The 15948-nt window shown below is 62.4% G+C and carries 16 protein-coding genes; 8 read left to right on the plus strand and 8 right to left on the minus strand.

The window, feature by feature from the left end; all coding sequences use genetic code 11:
* Window positions 1-94: 94 nt before the first annotated feature.
* Window positions 95-1093: a phosphate ABC transporter substrate-binding protein PstS gene (locus J5X93_RS25595; protein WP_043209935.1), complete on the minus strand. Its 999-nt coding sequence runs from the start codon at window positions 1091-1093 to the stop codon at window positions 95-97.
* 198 nt (window positions 1094-1291) lie between these two features.
* On the minus strand, window positions 1292-2581 hold the full coding sequence (locus J5X93_RS25600; RefSeq protein WP_043209937.1) for an MFS transporter: 1290 nt from the start codon (window positions 2579-2581) through the stop codon (window positions 1292-1294).
* Window positions 2582-2941: 360 nt separating this feature from the next.
* Between J5X93_RS25600 and J5X93_RS25605 the strand changes: the two genes are divergently transcribed.
* Together J5X93_RS25605 and J5X93_RS25610 are read left to right on the plus strand one after the other, a co-directional pair.
* Complete coding sequence (locus J5X93_RS25605) at window positions 2942-3340, plus strand: acyl-CoA thioesterase (RefSeq protein ID WP_003253317.1); 399 nt, start codon at window positions 2942-2944, stop codon at window positions 3338-3340.
* A gap of 72 nt (window positions 3341-3412) precedes the next feature.
* Entirely contained in the window at window positions 3413-4309 is an 897-nt protein-coding gene (locus tag J5X93_RS25610; RefSeq protein WP_250034228.1) for a D-hexose-6-phosphate mutarotase, read from the plus strand.
* Between the two features lie 60 nt (window positions 4310-4369).
* Here J5X93_RS25610 and J5X93_RS25615 read toward each other — a convergent pair whose 3' ends face one another.
* From J5X93_RS25615 to J5X93_RS25635, 5 genes are all read right to left on the minus strand, one after another.
* Window positions 4370-4903, minus strand: a complete 534-nt coding sequence (locus J5X93_RS25615; RefSeq protein ID WP_043209939.1) for a DUF3299 domain-containing protein — start codon at window positions 4901-4903, stop codon at window positions 4370-4372.
* A 45-nt stretch (window positions 4904-4948) separates the two neighbouring features.
* The gene (locus J5X93_RS25620; protein WP_043209941.1) at window positions 4949-5197 is read right to left on the minus strand and encodes a GlsB/YeaQ/YmgE family stress response membrane protein; all 249 of its coding nucleotides are present in this window, start codon (window positions 5195-5197) and stop codon (window positions 4949-4951) included.
* 96 nt (window positions 5198-5293) lie between these two features.
* On the minus strand, window positions 5294-6376 hold the full coding sequence (locus J5X93_RS25625) for a 5-(carboxyamino)imidazole ribonucleotide synthase (RefSeq protein WP_070572184.1): 1083 nt from the start codon (window positions 6374-6376) through the stop codon (window positions 5294-5296).
* Between the two features lie 10 nt (window positions 6377-6386).
* Window positions 6387-6878, minus strand: coding sequence for a 5-(carboxyamino)imidazole ribonucleotide mutase (purE, locus tag J5X93_RS25630; protein ID WP_043209945.1), 492 nt, complete (start codon window positions 6876-6878; stop codon window positions 6387-6389).
* Window positions 6879-7049: 171 nt separating this feature from the next.
* Entirely contained in the window at window positions 7050-7991 is a 942-nt protein-coding gene (locus tag J5X93_RS25635; RefSeq protein ID WP_090344176.1) for a LysR substrate-binding domain-containing protein, read from the minus strand.
* A 180-nt stretch (window positions 7992-8171) separates the two neighbouring features.
* Between J5X93_RS25635 and aspA the strand changes: the two genes are divergently transcribed.
* The 4 genes from aspA to J5X93_RS25655 all read left to right on the plus strand — a co-directional run bounded on the left by aspA (window position 8172) and on the right by J5X93_RS25655 (window position 13149).
* Window positions 8172-9596: an aspartate ammonia-lyase gene (gene aspA / locus J5X93_RS25640; RefSeq protein WP_043209948.1), complete on the plus strand. Its 1425-nt coding sequence runs from the start codon at window positions 8172-8174 to the stop codon at window positions 9594-9596.
* A gap of 196 nt (window positions 9597-9792) precedes the next feature.
* Entirely contained in the window at window positions 9793-10785 is a 993-nt protein-coding gene (locus tag J5X93_RS25645) for an AraC family transcriptional regulator (protein ID WP_102081157.1), read from the plus strand.
* A 217-nt stretch (window positions 10786-11002) separates the two neighbouring features.
* A complete protein-coding gene (locus J5X93_RS25650) occupies window positions 11003-12046 on the plus strand; it encodes a histone deacetylase family protein (protein ID WP_090344171.1) in 1044 nt (347 codons plus the stop codon).
* The gene (locus tag J5X93_RS25655) at window positions 12046-13149 is read left to right on the plus strand and encodes a polyamine ABC transporter substrate-binding protein (protein ID WP_250034230.1); all 1104 of its coding nucleotides are present in this window, start codon (window positions 12046-12048) and stop codon (window positions 13147-13149) included. The genes J5X93_RS25650 and J5X93_RS25655 overlap by 1 nt, the downstream gene beginning before the upstream one ends.
* An 81-nt stretch (window positions 13150-13230) precedes the next feature.
* Here the strand turns inward: J5X93_RS25655 and pdxR are convergent, their stop codons facing one another.
* A complete protein-coding gene (gene pdxR, locus J5X93_RS25660; RefSeq protein ID WP_102081159.1) occupies window positions 13231-14769 on the minus strand; it encodes a MocR-like pyridoxine biosynthesis transcription factor PdxR in 1539 nt (512 codons plus the stop codon).
* A gap of 89 nt (window positions 14770-14858) precedes the next feature.
* On the opposite strand from pdxR, the gene J5X93_RS25665 reads away from it, so the two are divergent.
* On the plus strand, window positions 14859-15488 hold the full coding sequence (locus J5X93_RS25665; protein WP_102081160.1) for an FMN-binding negative transcriptional regulator: 630 nt from the start codon (window positions 14859-14861) through the stop codon (window positions 15486-15488).
* Window positions 15489-15499: 11 nt separating this feature from the next.
* Window positions 15500-15946, plus strand: coding sequence for a GNAT family N-acetyltransferase (locus J5X93_RS25670; protein WP_250034232.1), 447 nt, complete (start codon window positions 15500-15502; stop codon window positions 15944-15946).
* The last annotated feature ends 2 nt before the right edge of the window (window positions 15947-15948 follow it).

The following is a 15948-nucleotide window of genomic DNA, read 5'->3' on the forward strand; positions in this document are numbered from 1 at the left end:
TGACGCAAAAAAGCCCGCCGCTCAGGAATCCTGGCTTCGGACGAGGAATTCGTGGAGGAGGCCGGCGTTCGGCGCCGGCCTCTTCCTCAGTTACTTACTTCTTTGCAACGTTACCGGCGTGGGACAAACCCAGGTCAGCCAGGGTCTTGTCGACCACTTTGGCCGGCAGCGGGATGTAGCCGTCTTTCACCACGACCTGCTGGCCCGCCTGGGACAGGACCAGTTTCACGAACTCAGCTTCCAACGGGGCCAGAGGCTTGTTCGGGGCCTTGTTGACGTAGACGTACAAGAAGCGCGACAGCGGGTAGGTACCGTTCAGGGCGTTGGCTTCGTTGTCCTCGACGAAGGCGCCGCCTTCTTTCTTGGCCAGAGGCACGGTCTTGACGCTGGCGGTCTTGTAGCCGATGCCCGAGTAGCCGATGCCGTTCAGCGAGCTGCTGATCGACTGCACGACCGAAGCCGAGCCTGGCTGCTCGTTGACGTTAGGCTTGAAGTCGCCTTTGCACAGCGCTTCTTCCTTGAAGTAGCCGTAGGTGCCGGATACCGAGTTGCGGCCGAACAGCTGGATCGGCTTGTTGGCCAGATCGCCGGTCACGCCCACATCACCCCACGTCTTGACGTCGGCTTTGCCGCCACACAGACGGGTCGAGGAGAAGATGGCATCGACCTGAGCCATGGTCAGGCCCTTGATCGGGTTGTCCTTGTGGACGAAGACTGCCAGGGCGTCGACGGCGACCGGAATGGCGGTCGGCTTGTAGCCGTACTTCTGCTCGAAGGCCTGCAGCTCGACGTCCTTCATCTTGCGGCTCATCGGGCCGAGGTTGGCGGTGCCTTCAGTCAGCGCGGGTGGCGCAGTGGAGGAGCCGGCAGCCTGGATTTGGATGTTTACGTTCGGGTATTCCTTCTTGTAGGCCTCGGCCCACAGAGTCATGAGGTTCGCCAGGGTATCGGAACCGACGCTGGAGAGGTTGCCCGATACGCCAGTGGTCTTGGTGTAGGTCGGGATTGCAGGATCGACGGCGGCAACCGCATTGGCGGTAGCGACGCCAGCGGCGGCGAACGTGAGGGCCGCCATCAAACGCTTCAGTTTCATGCCTAACTCCTAGCAGGAATATTTGGGGTGTGAGATGGATCGGGCCCAAGTATCTGCAGGCCGCATGAACACTCTATGACTTGAATGTGACAATTGGATGAAAGGCCATCACGGTCGCCCGGGATGGCCTTTACAGGATGTTGCGGCACTGCAGGATAAACATCGCCATGCCGTCTTTGCGGATACGACCGCCCTCGGTCAGCGCTTGGTCGCGAGCAGGTAGACACCCACCAGCAGACCCACGGCGCACAGGCAAGCCACGTAATAGGCAGGTGCCATGGGGCTGAACTTGAGCAGCGCGGTGACCACCATTGGCGTCAGGCCGCCGAAGATGGCGTAGGCCAGGTTGTAGGAGAACGAGAGCCCACTGAAACGCACCACCGGCGGGAAGGCCTTGACCATCACATAAGGCACCGCACCGACGATGCCGACGAACAGACCGGTCAACGCGTACAGCGGGAACAGTAGGTCCGGTCGCGTCGGCAGGCTGTGGTAGAAGGCCCAGGACGATGCCAGCAGCGCCAGGCTGCCGACGATGAACACACGCCCGGCGCCGAAACGATCGGCCAGGCTGCCGGCACCCACACAGCCAATGCTGAGCAGGACGATAGCCAGACTGTTGGCCTTCAGCGAGTCGGTGGGGCTGATGTGATAGAGGCTTTGCAGCAGCGCCGGGGTCATGAGGATCACCACCACGATGCCCGCCGACAACAGCCAGGTCAGCAGCATCGACAAAATGATCGCACCACGATGATCACGCAGCACCGCACGCAGCGGCAGCTCTTCGGCCAGGGCCTTTCGCTGCTGCATCTCGGCAAATACCGGCGTCTCGTGCAGCCAGCGGCGTAGGTACACCGCGAACAGGCCGAACACGCCCCCGAGCAGGAACGGAATGCGCCAGGCGTAGTCCGCCACTTCGTCGGCGCTGTAGACCGTATTGATCAAGGTTGCCACGAGCGAGCCGAGCAGGATGCCTGACGTCAGGCCCGCCGTGAGCGTGCCGCAGGCATAACCGGTATTGCGCGCCGGCACATGCTCGGAGACGAACACCCAGGCGCCCGGAACCTCGCCACCGATGGCCGCACCTTGCACGACACGCATCAAGAGCAGCAGGACCGGGGCCCACAGGCCGATCTGCGCGTAGGTTGGCAGCAGGCCCATGACCAAGGTCGGCAAGGCCATCATGAAGATGCTCAGCGTGAACATCTTCTTGCGACCGAGCAGGTCGCCGAAGTGGGCCATGATGATGCCGCCCAAAGGCCGCGCCAGGTAGCCGGCCGCGAAGATGCCGAAAGTCTGCATCAGACGCAGCCACTCGGGCATGTCGGCGGGGAAGAACAACTTGCCGACTACCGTGGCAAAGAACACGAAGATGATGAAGTCGTAGAATTCCAGTGCTCCACCAAGGGCGGACAGTGAAAGGGTCTTGTAGTCACTGCGGGTCAGCGGCCGCGAGGGCTGCTCGATACTGCTCGGCACGGAGGTCATGGGTTGTTCTCTTATTGGTCTGCAGGCCGTTTGTCACGCGGCTTCTGGGTCAGTGACCCGCGAAGATAACAAATTGCCGCACCCGCCTCATAGCGGTACAAAATCCATACAGATATTCACGAATGCGCGGTCGTCGCTGGCTGTGCAGGTCTATATACTGACCGCTCGTAGGAAAAGGTTGAGCAACACGTGGGATGCTGTGCGAAAACGCCGGTCAATGTTGCAGGCGGTTTCGCAGAGTCTCCCTTTGGCCGCCCATCGAAGCGAAATCAGCGTAGTATGTTTCAAGCTGAATCGTTTTCCCGGCGACCGTCATTTGCGCCAACCAACGAAAGCGTCACGGGTCCGAGGCCCCACCGCATGATTGAGCTCGAACAAGAAGATCCTATCCCACAGGGCGACCTTGCCCTTCAGATCACTGCCCTACCCCGTGAAACCAACGGTTTCGGCGATATCTTCGGCGGCTGGCTGGTCGCCCAGATGGACCTGGCCGGCACCGCCATGGCCAGCCGCGTCGCCGGTGGCCGCGTTGCCACCGTGGCGATCGACCGCATGGCTTTCCTGGTCCCGGTGGCCGTGGGCGCGCAGCTTTCCTTTTACACCCAGACCCTGGAAATCGGCCGTAGCTCCATCCAGATGATGGTGGAAGTGTGGAGCGACGACCCGCTTTCCAGCGAATGGCGCAAGGTCACCGAAGCTGTGTTCGTTTTCGTCGCCATCGACGGCAGTGGCCGTACCCGTTCAGTCCCTCGTCGCTGAGCCAGGGGCGCGGTAAACTCGTTGCAAGGCATGAGGTCCAAGGCCTGATATGCATCACGACGAGACGAGCGCATGGCTACTTTCCAGGTCGAAACGGAACAACACGGCGAACTCAACTGCTGGCGCATCACCAGCAATCATGCCGAACTGCTGATCGCCCAACAGGGCGCCCAGGTCTTGAGCTACCAACGACTGGGTGAGCCCCCATTGCTGTGGTTGAGCGACCAAGCCATCTTCCGCCAGGGCAAGTCCGTGCGCGCCGGAGTGCCGGTGTGCTGGCCCTGGTTCGGCAATCTGCAGCGCAACCCCCAGGCCGTGCAGGCCATGTACCAAGGCGAACAGGCACCAGCCCATGGGTTGGCGCGCACCCGTGACTGGCAGCTGCTGGGCATCGAGGAGGCCGCAGAAGGCCTTCGCATCGAGTTCAGCCTACCGGAAGCGCTGGGCGACCTGCCAGGCTGGTCTCATGAGGTCGAGCTCAAGCTGCTGATCGAAATGGGCACGCAATTGAAGCTGACCTTGAGCAGCTTCAACCAGGGTAATGACAACGTCACCATCAGCCAGGCCCTGCACAGCTACTTTGCGGTCAGCGATGTACGACAGGCTCGGGTCGAGGGCGTGGAGAACCTTGGTTACATCGAAACCCTGGCCGACTGGGAACTGCGCCAGCAGCACAGCGCCCTGGGCTTTGCCGGCGAGACCGACCGCATCTACCTGCAGACACCTGATCTGCTGAAGATCGTCGACCCGCAATGGAACCGCCGCATCACTTTGCACGCTACGGGCTCACGCTCGGCGGTGATCTGGAACCCATGGACCGATCGCGCCCGGGAGCTGGCGGACATGGCCGATGATGGCTGGCAGCGAATGCTGTGCATCGAAACAGCGAATGTGTGGGACGATGTGGTAAACCTGGCCCCAGGGGCGAGTCATTCGCTGAGCGTTACGATCACCAGCGAAGCACTCTGACCAGACCCGCTCCCACTGGGTTCTCACATAACCTGTGGGAGCGGCTCGGAAAAGACCGAATCAGAGGTCGGCGTCCTCTACCACCCTCACCTTCCCTGCCTCCAGCGCATAGGCCGCATCGGCCAGGTCGTTGCTGACCTTCTCCACCTTCAAGGTGCCACTGACCCACAGCGGCGTGTAGATGTCGTCGATTTTCATGCCTTTGGGATAACGCACCAGCACCAGCTGGTTGGGTGGCGGTGGCGGCACGTGGATACAGGCGCCGGGATACGGCACGAGGAAGAACAAGGTGCTGTTGCCCTTGGCGTCGCTTTCCAGCGGTACCGGATAACCGCCCAGGCGGATCTGTTTGCCATTCATGGCGGCCACCGTCTTGGTGGAGTACATCACCGCCGGCAGACCCTTGGCCTGCTTGAGCCCACCCTTTTCGGTGAAGGTGCCTATGGCTTCAGGAGAGTCGTGGTCGATTTCAGGCATCTGCTCGAGCGCCTTCTGGTCCGACTTTGGCATCAGCTCCAGCCAGTCGGTTTCGGGCAGCTCGGCATGGGCCAGTGCACTGGCCAGCAGTAGGGGAACAAGGAAAAACGCACGCATGAAAATGCTCGGCAACTCAGTCAATTGCCGAGCATTCTAAACCAGTCACCCGCGTTTCTTGATGAATCCGTAGATCACCAGAAGGATGATGGCACCCACCAGGGCGCCAAAGAAACCTGCGGCCTGCCCCGCCTGGTAGATACCCAGCGCCTGCCCGCCATAAGTCGCGGCAAGGGACCCGGCGATACCGAGAAGAATGGTCATGATCCAGCCCATGCTGTCGTCCCCTGGTTTCAGAAAACGGGCCAGCAGGCCGACGATCAGGCCGATGAAAATGGTTCCAATGATACCCATGGCAATCCCTCTGCTTTGAAGATGGAACAAGCCAAAGCCTAGACAGCACTTTGGCTTGTTGCCATTTCAGAGGGCCTGCGCAGGGCAGAGGTTCAATCAGCCGGCAATCAACGCTTCGACTTCGGCGATCTTGGCCTTGAGAGTGGCCATGTCGGCGCAGCGCAGGGTGGCGTGACCAACCTTGCGGCCGGCCTTGAAGGCTTTGCCGTAGTGGTGCAGGTGGCAGTCGTCGATGGCCACGACCTTATCCACAGCCGGCACTTCACCGATGAAGTTGAGCATGGCGCTCTCGCCGACCTTGGCGGTCGAGCCCAGCGGCAGGCCGGCCACGGCGCGCAGATGGTTCTCGAACTGGCTGCACTCGGCCCCTTCGATGGTCCAGTGCCCGGAGTTGTGGACCCGCGGGGCGATTTCGTTGGCCTTCAGGCCACCGTCGACCTCGAAGAACTCGAAAGCCATCACACCCACGTAGTCCAGTTTCTGCAGCACGCGACCCACGTAGTCTTCGGCCAGCGCCTGCAGCGGATGCGCATCGCTTGCGACCGACAGGCGCAGGATGCCGCTCTCATGGGTGTTATGCACCAGCGGGTAGAAGCGGGTTTCGCCATCGCGGCCACGCACGGCCACCAGCGACACTTCACCGGTGAACGGCACGAAGCCTTCGAGCAGGCATGGGACGCTGCCCAGCTCGGCGAAGGTGCCGACCACATCCTCGGCACTGCGCAGGACCTTCTGGCCCTTGCCGTCATAGCCCAGGGTCCGGGTCTTGAGGACTGCCGGCAGGCCGATGCTGGCCACCGCCGCGTCCAGGTCTTCCTGGGACAGGATGTCGGCGAACGCCGGCGTCGGGATGCCCAGATCGCGGAACATGCTCTTTTCGAACAGACGGTCACGGGCGATGCGCAGGGCTTCGGCACTTGGATAGACCGGAACGAACTGCGAGAGGAAGGCCACGGTTTCGGCCGGAACGCTTTCGAACTCGAACGTCACCAGGTCGACTTCGTCAGCCAGCTGACGCAGGTGATCCTGATCGCCGTAGTCGGCGCGCAGGTGCTCACCCAAGGCAGCCGCGCAGGCGTCCGGGGCCGGGTCGAGGAAAGCGAAGTTCATGCCCAGCGGAGTACCCGCCAGGGCCAGCATGCGGCCGAGCTGGCCACCACCGATTACACCGATCTTCATGTTGATAGCCTCAGGCCTGGCGCGGGTCCGGATTGTCCAGGACAGTTTCGGTCTGCTCCGTGCGGAACTGCTTTAATGCCGCGTGATACTGCGGGTACTTGGCACCCAGGATGCTCGCCGAGAGCAGCGCCGCGTTGATGGCACCGGCCTTGCCGATGGCCAGGGTGGCGACAGGTACGCCTGCGGGCATCTGCACGATCGACAGCAGCGAGTCGACACCCGAGAGCATCGAGGACTGCACCGGCACGCCCAGCACCGGCAGGTGGGTCTTGGCGGCGCACATGCCCGGCAGGTGGGCAGCACCGCCAGCACCGGCGATGATCACCTCGATGCCGCGGCCTTCGGCCTCTTCGGCATACTGGAACAGCAGATCCGGCGTACGGTGGGCGGAAACCACCTTCACCTCGTAGGGAATGCCGAGTTTTTCCAGCATATCGGCGGTGTGGCTAAGGGTGGACCAATCGGACTTGGAGCCCATGATCACGCCAACCAGTGCACTCATCGTCGAGCCTCTTCGCTTGTGCGCCCTTGGGCGCGTCAAAAAACAACAAGCCACGCGGGACGACCGGCGTGGCTTGTTTGCTGATCATGGCCGGATCGTTCCGGCCTGGGGGCCGCGAAGTATAACGTAACGCGAGGCCATCCAGGCACCCCCGGCGACCAACTGTCGGCCTTATTTTTCGGGGCTTTGGCTGACTTTCGGGTCAACAGATGCGGTCGTCGTGCCACCCTCCAGCTTGCGCCAGAGCAGACGCACGTTGGCCTTGCGAACCAAGGCGCAGCGATAGAGGCGAATTTCCAACGGCACGTGCCATTGGCTACCTCCACAGATCGCCAGTTCGCCACGCTCCAGCTCGCCGCGCATCGACAGCCGCGGCACCCAGGCGATACCCATACCCTCAAGGGCCATGCTCTTGAGACTGTCGGCCATGGCGGTTTCATAGACAGTGGTATAGCGCAGGTTGCGCTGACGCAGCAGCAAGTTGACCGATCGACCGAGGAAAGCCCCAGCGCTGTAAGCCAGCAGAGGCACGCTGCTCTCGCCTTCAAGGTCGAACAACGGCTTGCCGTCGGCGCCCACGGCGCATACCGGCAGCATCTCGGTAGTGCCCATGTGCAGCGAGGGGAAGATTTCGGCATCCATCTGCAAGGCCGCATCCGGGTCATAGAACGCCAGCATCAGGTCGCAACCACCTTCACGCAACGCATGCACGGCATCGCCCACGTTGGTGGCCACCAGACGGGTGGCGATGTTCAGGCCGTCGTTGCGCAACTGGGCCACCCAGCGTGGGAAGAAGCCCGATGCCAGCGAGTGTGCGGCAGCCACTTGGACCACTTCACCCTGGCCGCCTTCGAGATGATGCAAATGGCGCAGAACTTCGCTCAATTGGTCGACAACCGTGCGCGCCGTGACGAGAAACAACTGCCCGGCCTCGGTCAGCTCGATCGGTGTGCGGGAACGATTCACCAAGGTCAGCCCCAGCGCCGCTTCCAGGCTGCGGATACGCCGACTGAAGGCCGGCTGGGTGACGAAACGACGCTCCGCCGCCTGGGAAAAACTACGGGTGGCGGCCAGGGCGCTGAAGTCTTCCAGCCACTTGCTTTCGAGGTTCATGAAGCGGTCTCCCAGCGCGCACCAAAATGGAACACGCTCGTTTGTCAATTGGCGTCACATGAATCGGTATGCCGTTTGTGCATAGGTTAGCGTGCAACAGCATTGGCCGCAAAATCCGGGCAGGCCTAGGATTGGCGGCATTCCGGCAGGTGCCGGGTTTAAATCGAGATGATATCCGTCATGTCCTCCGCTGCATCGTTCCGCGTCGAAAAAGACCTGCTTGGTACCCTTGAAGTCCCTGCCGATGCCTACTACGGCATCCAGACTCTGCGCGCTGCCAACAACTTCCACCTCTCCGGTGTTCCGCTGTCGCACTACCCGAAGCTGGTCGTGGCCCTGGCCATGGTCAAGCAGGCCGCTGCCGACGCCAACCGTGAGCTGGGCCACCTGAGCGATGCCAAGCACGCTGCCATCAGCGAGGCCTGCGCCCGTCTGATCCGCGGCGAGTTCCACGACCAGTTCGTTGTGGACATGATCCAAGGTGGTGCAGGTACCTCCACCAACATGAACGCCAACGAAGTCATCGCCAACGTCGCGCTGGAGGTCATGGGCCACCAGAAGGGTGAGTACCAGTACCTGCACCCGAACAACGACGTGAACATGGCGCAGTCGACCAACGACGCCTACCCGACCGCGATCCGCCTGGGTCTGCTGCTGGGTCATGACGCCCTGCTGGCCAGCCTCGACAGCCTGATCCAGGCGTTCGCGGCCAAAGGCAAGGAATTCGACCACGTACTGAAGATGGGCCGTACCCAGCTGCAGGACGCCGTGCCGATGACCCTTGGCCAGGAATTCCGCGCCTTCGCCACCACCATGACCGAAGACCTGCAGCGCCTGCGCTCGCTGGCTCCGGAGCTGCTGACCGAAATCAACCTGGGCGGTACCGCCATCGGCACCGGCATCAACGCCGACCCTGGCTACCAGGCCCTGGCCGTGCAGCGCCTGGCGACCATCAGCGGCCAGCCGCTGGTCCCGGCTGCCGACCTGATCGAAGCCACCTCCGACATGGGCGCCTTCGTGCTGTTCTCCGGCATGCTCAAGCGCACCGCGGTCAAGCTGTCGAAAATCTGTAACGACCTGCGCCTGCTGTCCAGCGGCCCGCGCACCGGCATCAACGAGATCAACCTGCCGGCACGCCAGCCAGGCAGCTCGATCATGCCAGGCAAGGTCAACCCGGTTATTCCGGAAGCCGTCAACCAGGTGGCCTTCGCCATCATGGGCAACGACCTGGCCCTGACCGTCGCCGCCGAAGGTGGCCAGCTGCAGCTGAACGTCATGGAACCGCTGATCGCCTACAAGATCTTCGACTCCATCCGCCTGCTCCAGCGCGCCATGGACATGCTGCGCGAGCACTGCATCGTCGGCATCACCGCCAACGAACAGCGCTGCCGTGAACTGGTCGAGCACTCGATCGGCCTGGTCACTGCCCTGAACCCGTACATCGGCTACGAAAACGCCACCCGTATCGCCCGCGTCGCCCTGGAAACCGGCCGCGGTGTTCTGGAACTGGTGCGCGAAGAGAAGCTGCTGGACGACGCGATGCTCGACGACATCCTGCGTCCGGAAAACATGATCGCTCCACGTCTGGTTCCGCTGAAGGCGTAACCAGACCGCTGTAAAACGTCTCACCAGGTCGAGGGACTAGACACCTCTCAACCTTTCAAGGGCCCGAGCGCACGCTACGGGCCCTTTTTTTATGCGCGCGGCCACCAAGGCCGTAGTGGACTGCAAAGCAGCGCCACATGGCCGTCCGGCACACAACTTGCTCCATAATGCTTCCCAGCCCCACGGGATACCGAGCATGCTGCACAGCCACCTGACCACCCTCAACGCAGTTTCGCTGATTCTCAAGGTCTTCCAGGAAGAAGGCTGCGATGCCGAGCGCCTGCTTTGCGGCAGCGGCATTGGCGCGGCGGATCTGGGCCATGCCGATGCCCGCATCACCACCCAGCAAGAACTGCAGGTATGCGCCAATGCCGTAGCCCTGCGCGAGGAGATCGGCCTGGAGCTGGGGCGGCGCATGCACGTGTCATGCTACGGGATGCTCGGTTACGCCCTGCTCTCCAGTGCCACTTTGGGTGACGCCCTGCGCTTGGCGCTGCGCTATCCCGCACTGCTGGGCACAGCCTTTCACTTGCGCCTGGAGGACGACGGCCAGCGGATCTGGTTCAGCGCCAGCGATTACCAAGACAGCCCTGCCCTGGCGGCCTTCAATGCCGAATTCTGCCTGGTGTCGCTGAAAGTCATCTGTGACGACCTGCTGGGGCGCCCACTGCCGCTGCTCGCGGCGCGCTTCGAGCATCCACGGCCGGGTTACCACGCGCTCTATGCCGATGCATTCCCGTGCCCCCTGGGCTTCGAGGCCAACGACAATGCCTTTGCCTTCGAACGCCGCTGGCTGGACATGCCCCTGCCCCTGGCCGACCCCATCACCCACAAGGCAATGGCCGAGCGTTGCCGCCAGCTGAACCTTGAGTTCACCGGGCGCCAGGCGTGGCTGGGGCGCATCCGCCAGCTGCTGATCAAGCAACTCGATGCCGCCCCCGGACTCGAAGGTCTGGCGCGCCAGATGAACTGCTCCTCGCGCACCTTGCGCCGACACCTGCAAGCCCTGGGCTGCAGCTATCAGCAATTGCTCGACGAGCTGCGCTTCGAGCGGGCCAAGCAGTTGCTGGCCGAGGACCAGATGCCAATCTACCGCATCGCCGAGACGCTCGGCTTCAGCGAGACCGCGAGCTTTCGCCATGCCTTCCAGCGCTGGAGCGGCGTTGCACCGAGTCATTTTCGCGGCTGATCGGTGCCGGGCTTTTCGCGGGTAAACCCGCTCCTAAGGTATTTGTGCTGAATTCAAAATCAGCGGGAGGCCTGCGGGAGCGGATTTACCCGCGAACATTCCCCCACACCGGACACTGTCTTTGGCCACATCGATCCCCTTTTGGCCGTTTGCAACGTTCTCCCGCCACTCGCCGACTCACACAATGAGGCCACGCCAGTAAACCCGGAGAATAAAAATGCTGACGATCTATTCTGATGATCACCGCCTGCACCACGGCCGCTGCGAGCTGATCGACGGCAAGCTGATGCCCTGCTTCGAGATGCCTTCGCGCGCTGACCACGTCCTGGAGCAAGTCAAGAAGCGCAACCTGGGTCCGGTCGAAGGGCCACGTGATTTCGGCCGCGCGCCCTTGCTGCGGGTGCATGGCGCCGACTACCTGGACTTCTTCGAAGGGGCCTGGGCGCGCTGGTCACAGCTGGGCCAGGAAGGAGACCTGCTGCCCTTCACCTGGCCAGCCCGCACCCTGCGTAAGGTCAAACCGACTGGCCTGCATGGTGAGCTTGGCTACTACAGCTTCGATGCCGGCGCGCCGATCACCGCCGGTACCTGGCAAGCCGCCTACAGTGCAGCCCAGGTTGCCCTCACTGCCCAGGCCGCGATCCAGCAAGGCGCCCATTCGGCATTCGCCCTGTGCCGTCCACCAGGGCACCATGCCGCGGCCGAAGTGATGGGGGGCTACTGCTACCTCAACAACGCCGCCATCGCAGCCCAGGCCTTCCTTGACCAAGGCCACCGCAAGGTCGCCATCCTCGATGTCGACTATCACCACGGCAATGGCACCCAGGACATCTTCTACCAGCGCGGCGATGTGTTCTTCGCCTCGATCCACGGCGACCCGCAGGACGAGTTTCCGTTCTTCCTCGGCTATGCCGACGAAACCGGCGAAGGTGCAGGCGAAGGCTGCAATATCAATTACCCGCTGCCCGCCGGCAGTGACTGGGCCGCCTGGAGCGCTGCCCTGGAGGACGCCTGCCAGCGTATCGCCGCCTACGCGCCGGACGTGGTGGTGGTGTCCCTGGGCGTGGATACCTTCAAGGACGATCCGATCTCCCAGTTCAAGCTGGACAGCCCAGACTACCTGGAGATGGGCAAGCGTATCGGCCAGCTCGGCAAGCCGACCTTGTTCGTGATGGAAGGTGGCTACGCTGTGGAAGAAATCGGTATCAACGCAGTCAACGTGCTGGAAGGCTTCCAGCATGCCCAGCCAGGAGCCCGGTAATGGTCCGACTCAAGCGTCTGCTCGCCCCGTTCATCGCTGCCACCCTGTTCACCGGAGCCCTTCAGGCCCAGGCCGAACAGCGCACCCTGCGCGTGTACAACTGGTTCGACTACATCACGCCGCAGACCTTGACGGACTTCCAGAAGGACAGCGGCGTCAAGCTGATCTACGACATCTTCGACACCAACGAAGCCCTGGAAGCCAAGCTGCTCACCGGCAACTCCGGCTACGACGTGGTGGTGCCGTCCAACGTGTTCCTCGCCAAGCAGATCGAAGCCGGTGTGTTCCAGCCGCTGGACCGATCCAAGCTCCCCAACTGGCAGCACCTGGATCCGGCGCTGATGAAGCTGATCGAGGCCAACGATCCGGGCAACAAGTTCGCCGTGCCGTACATGTATGGCACCGTGCTGATCGGCTTCAACCCGGACAAGGTCAAGACGGTGCTCGGCGACAAGGCGCCCGTGGACAGCTGGGATCTGATCTTCAAGGAAGAGAACATCGCCAAGCTCAAGCAGTGCGGCGTCGCCCTGCTCGATTCACCGTCGGAGATCCTGCCCTTGGCGCTGCAATACCTGGGGCTGCCACCGAACAGCGAGAAGCCGGCCGACTACAAGAAAGCCGAAGAGCTGATGCTGAAGATCCGCCCGCACATCACCTACTTCCATTCCTCGAAGTACATGGCTGACATCGCCAACGGCGATATCTGCGTGGCGGTGGGGTATTCGGGTAGCTTCTCCCAGGCCGCCAACCGCGCGCGCGACGCCAAGAATGGCGTGGTGGTGGACATGCGCCTGCCCAAGGAAGGTGCACCGATCTGGTTCGACATGCTGGCGATTCCCAAGAATGCCGCCAATCCTGAGGATGCACACAGGTTCATCAACTACCTGTTGCGCCCTGAAGTGATCGCGCCGATCAGTGACTTCGTTGGCTACCCCAACCCCAACAAGGACGCCACCGACAAAGTCAGCCCGGCGATCCGCAACAATCCCAACCTGTACCCGACCGCCGAAGCGATGGCCAAGCTGTATACCCTCAAGCCACTGCCACGCGAGGCCGAACGGGCGCGCACCCGGGCCTGGACACGCATCAAGTCCGGGACTTGAGTTGGAATGCTTCGCGGTTGAACCCGCTCCCACAGGTACAGCGCTGCCTGTAAGTACAGCGCTGTGTCTGTGAGAACGGGTTCACCCGCGAACAGGTCGCCACGCCCTGCGCAATCGCATCACTGCATCCGCAATCTGCGCTTCAGGCACCGCCGCGAACCCCAGCACCAATCCGGCGCGCTTATCCACAGGGACATTGCCGTCTTCGAGCCAGTAACTGCTCAGCGGGTTGACCTCCACCCCCACCGCCTCTGCCCTGGCCACCAACTCTTGCTCACGGGCAAGGTTATCCACAGCCACTTTCACATGCAGCCCAGCCGCCACTTCCGGCATGGCGCCCAGCCCTGGCACATCCTCCGGCCACCCGGCTTTCAGGACATTTCGCCGCGCCAGCGCTGCCTTGCGCATGCGCCGGATATGCCGTTGAAAGTGCCCCTGGGCCATGAATTGCGCCATTACGCACTGGGTGCCGACCTCCGAATGGCGCACCGCCAACGCCCGCCCCTGACTGAATGCCTCCACCAACGGTCGAGGCAGCACCAGATAGCCCAGGCGCAGGGCCGGGAAGGCGATCTTGCCGAACGTGCCTACGTACAGCACCCGTCCCTGCCGGTCCAAGGAGGCCAAGGGCGCCAGTGGCGCACCGCTGTAGCGATACTCCCCGTCGTAGTCGTCCTCGATGATCCAGCCATCCTGACGCTGTGCCCAATCCAGCAATGACAGGCGCCGGGCCAGGCTCATGGTGACGCCAGTGGGGTACTGGTGCGCCGGAGTCACATAGGCCATCCGGCAATCGGGAAGTTGCGCCAGCTGCGCGCAATCCAGCCCTTCATCGTCCACTGGCACACCCCTGACTTTCGCCCCCGCCAACGCAAAAGTGTGGCCGGCCGCCCGATACCCTGGGTTTTCCACAGCCACTCCATCGCCCGGCTGCAACAGCAACTGTGCACAAAGGCTGATGGCCTGCTGGGCACCGCTGGTGATCACAATTTGTTCAGCGCCACACGACAACCCACGTGAGCGTCGCAGGTAGGCGGCGACGAGTTCGCGCAGTTGCGGTTCACCCGCCGGATCGCCATAGCCGAGCGATGAAGGATCGGGATTTCGCCAGAAACCCGCTTGCAGCCTGGCCCAGACCTCGAAGGGAAACAAATCGAACGCCGGCACACCGACGCGAAAAGCCCTCGGCGCACCAGCCTTGGGTGGTGGAAGGTGGTTGTTTTTAAGCCGCTGCAAAGGCTCGCTGGAGCGCCCTGAACTGGATAAATCTTCAGTATCAGAAGGCAACAATGTGGATAACTCTGTTGATAACCCCTGGGATAACCCTGTGGATAGCTGTGTGGATAGTTTGGGCAGCTGACTCACATAAGTCCCATCGCCAACCCGACTTTCAATGTAACCCTCGGCATACAGCTGGTCGTAGGCCCGCACCACGCTGTTGCGCGAGAGCGACAACATGGCCGCCAGGTCGCGGGTGGCGGGCAAACGCGTGCCACTGCCCAGGCGTCCATCCAGCACCCGCGCCCGCAATGCCTGGTACAGCTGCTGGCTGAGCCCGCGCCGGCGGTCGAGCACGATACCCGTGGGGTCGAAGGGCAGCGCGAGAGGACATTCGTTCATGGCATTGGACCTATGAAAACAGGCTGTATTGGCTCTTACAGAGTACCAATAGCCTGCCTAGGATGAAGCCATTGGACAAGGAATCTCGCATGTATAACGCCAAGCCCCACCAAGAACATGACCTCGCGCGCCTGCACCAGCAAATGTGCGACACCCGCCTCGCCGTTCTGGTCAGCCACGGCGAAAACGGCTTGCTCGCGACCCATCTACCCGTGCTGCTCGATACAGCTCAAGGCGAGTACGGCACTGTCTATGCTCACCTGGCCCGGGCCAACCCTCAATGGCGGGACTTGGAGCAAGGCGGCGAAGCGTTGCTGGTTTTCCCAGGCGCAGATGCCTATGTCAGCCCGAGCTACTACCCGAGCAAGACCGAAAACCCCAGGGTCGTGCCCACCTGGAATTACCTGGCCGTGCACGCCTATGGCGCGGTGCAGGTAATTCACGACGCCCCTCGCCTGCTGGCGATCGTCAGCCGCCTGAGCGATTGGCACGAACAAGACCGCGCCAAACCCTGGAAGGTGAGCGACGCACCTAGCGATTACATCGATGGCATGCTGCGCGCCATCGTCGGCCTGCGCATGCCCATTGCCCGTCTGCAAGGCGCGCGCAAGCTCAGCCAGAACCGCTCGGCGCAAGACATCGCCGGCGTACGTGACGGTCTGGCCAGCAGTTCCGATTACCTGGACAACCAACTCGCAGCGCACATGCGCCCACTCTGAAGGAAAAGACCATGCCCAGCGTTACCCTGCGCCCAGTGCGCGCCAACGACCATGCCGCCTGGCTCGCCCTCTGGCATGCCTATCTGCGCTTCTACGAAACCGAATTGGCCGATGAGGTCAGCGCCAGCACCTGGCAGCGTTTGCTCGATGAGAACGAGCCCACCCACTCGGCGTTGGCCTGGGTCGATGGCAAAGCCGTGGGGATGGTCAATTGGATCTATCACCGCTCCAACTGGAGCATCGAGAATTCGTGCTACCTGCAAGACCTGTACGTCAACGCCGACCAGCGCGGCCTGGGCATTGGTCGCCAGCTGATCGAGCATGTCTACGCGACCGCCAAGGCAGCCGGCTGCATCAAGGTGCACTGGCTCACCCACGAGACCAACGCCACCGCCATCAGCCTGTACGAACAAGTCGCAGAGCGGCCGGGCTTCATTCAATTTCGCAAAGGCTTGTAGGC

The sequence above is a fragment of the Pseudomonas sp. BYT-1 genome, assembly GCF_023611805.1.
GTDB classification, from domain to species: domain Bacteria; phylum Pseudomonadota; class Gammaproteobacteria; order Pseudomonadales; family Pseudomonadaceae; genus Aquipseudomonas; species Aquipseudomonas guariconensis.

Coding starts and splice junctions, on each gene's coding strand:
- J5X93_RS25595 (WP_043209935.1), bottom strand. CDS start 1,093: ATGAAACTGAAGCGTTTGATGGCGGCCCTCACGTTCGCCGCCGCTGGC.
- J5X93_RS25600 (WP_043209937.1), bottom strand. CDS start 2,581: ATGACCTCCGTGCCGAGCAGTATCGAGCAGCCCTCGCGGCCGCTGACC.
- J5X93_RS25605 (WP_003253317.1), top strand. CDS start 2,942: ATGATTGAGCTCGAACAAGAAGATCCTATCCCACAGGGCGACCTTGCC.
- J5X93_RS25610 (WP_250034228.1), top strand. CDS start 3,413: ATGGCTACTTTCCAGGTCGAAACGGAACAACACGGCGAACTCAACTGC.
- J5X93_RS25615 (WP_043209939.1), bottom strand. CDS start 4,903: ATGCGTGCGTTTTTCCTTGTTCCCCTACTGCTGGCCAGTGCACTGGCC.
- J5X93_RS25620 (WP_043209941.1), bottom strand. CDS start 5,197: ATGGGTATCATTGGAACCATTTTCATCGGCCTGATCGTCGGCCTGCTG.
- J5X93_RS25625 (WP_070572184.1), bottom strand. CDS start 6,376: ATGAAGATCGGTGTAATCGGTGGTGGCCAGCTCGGCCGCATGCTGGCC.
- purE (WP_043209945.1), bottom strand. CDS start 6,878: ATGAGTGCACTGGTTGGCGTGATCATGGGCTCCAAGTCCGATTGGTCC.
- J5X93_RS25635 (WP_090344176.1), bottom strand. CDS start 7,991: ATGAACCTCGAAAGCAAGTGGCTGGAAGACTTCAGCGCCCTGGCCGCC.
- aspA (WP_043209948.1), top strand. CDS start 8,172: ATGTCCTCCGCTGCATCGTTCCGCGTCGAAAAAGACCTGCTTGGTACC.
- J5X93_RS25645 (WP_102081157.1), top strand. CDS start 9,793: ATGCTGCACAGCCACCTGACCACCCTCAACGCAGTTTCGCTGATTCTC.
- J5X93_RS25650 (WP_090344171.1), top strand. CDS start 11,003: ATGCTGACGATCTATTCTGATGATCACCGCCTGCACCACGGCCGCTGC.
- J5X93_RS25655 (WP_250034230.1), top strand. CDS start 12,046: ATGGTCCGACTCAAGCGTCTGCTCGCCCCGTTCATCGCTGCCACCCTG.
- pdxR (WP_102081159.1), bottom strand. CDS start 14,769: ATGAACGAATGTCCTCTCGCGCTGCCCTTCGACCCCACGGGTATCGTG.
- J5X93_RS25665 (WP_102081160.1), top strand. CDS start 14,859: ATGTATAACGCCAAGCCCCACCAAGAACATGACCTCGCGCGCCTGCAC.
- J5X93_RS25670 (WP_250034232.1), top strand. CDS start 15,500: ATGCCCAGCGTTACCCTGCGCCCAGTGCGCGCCAACGACCATGCCGCC.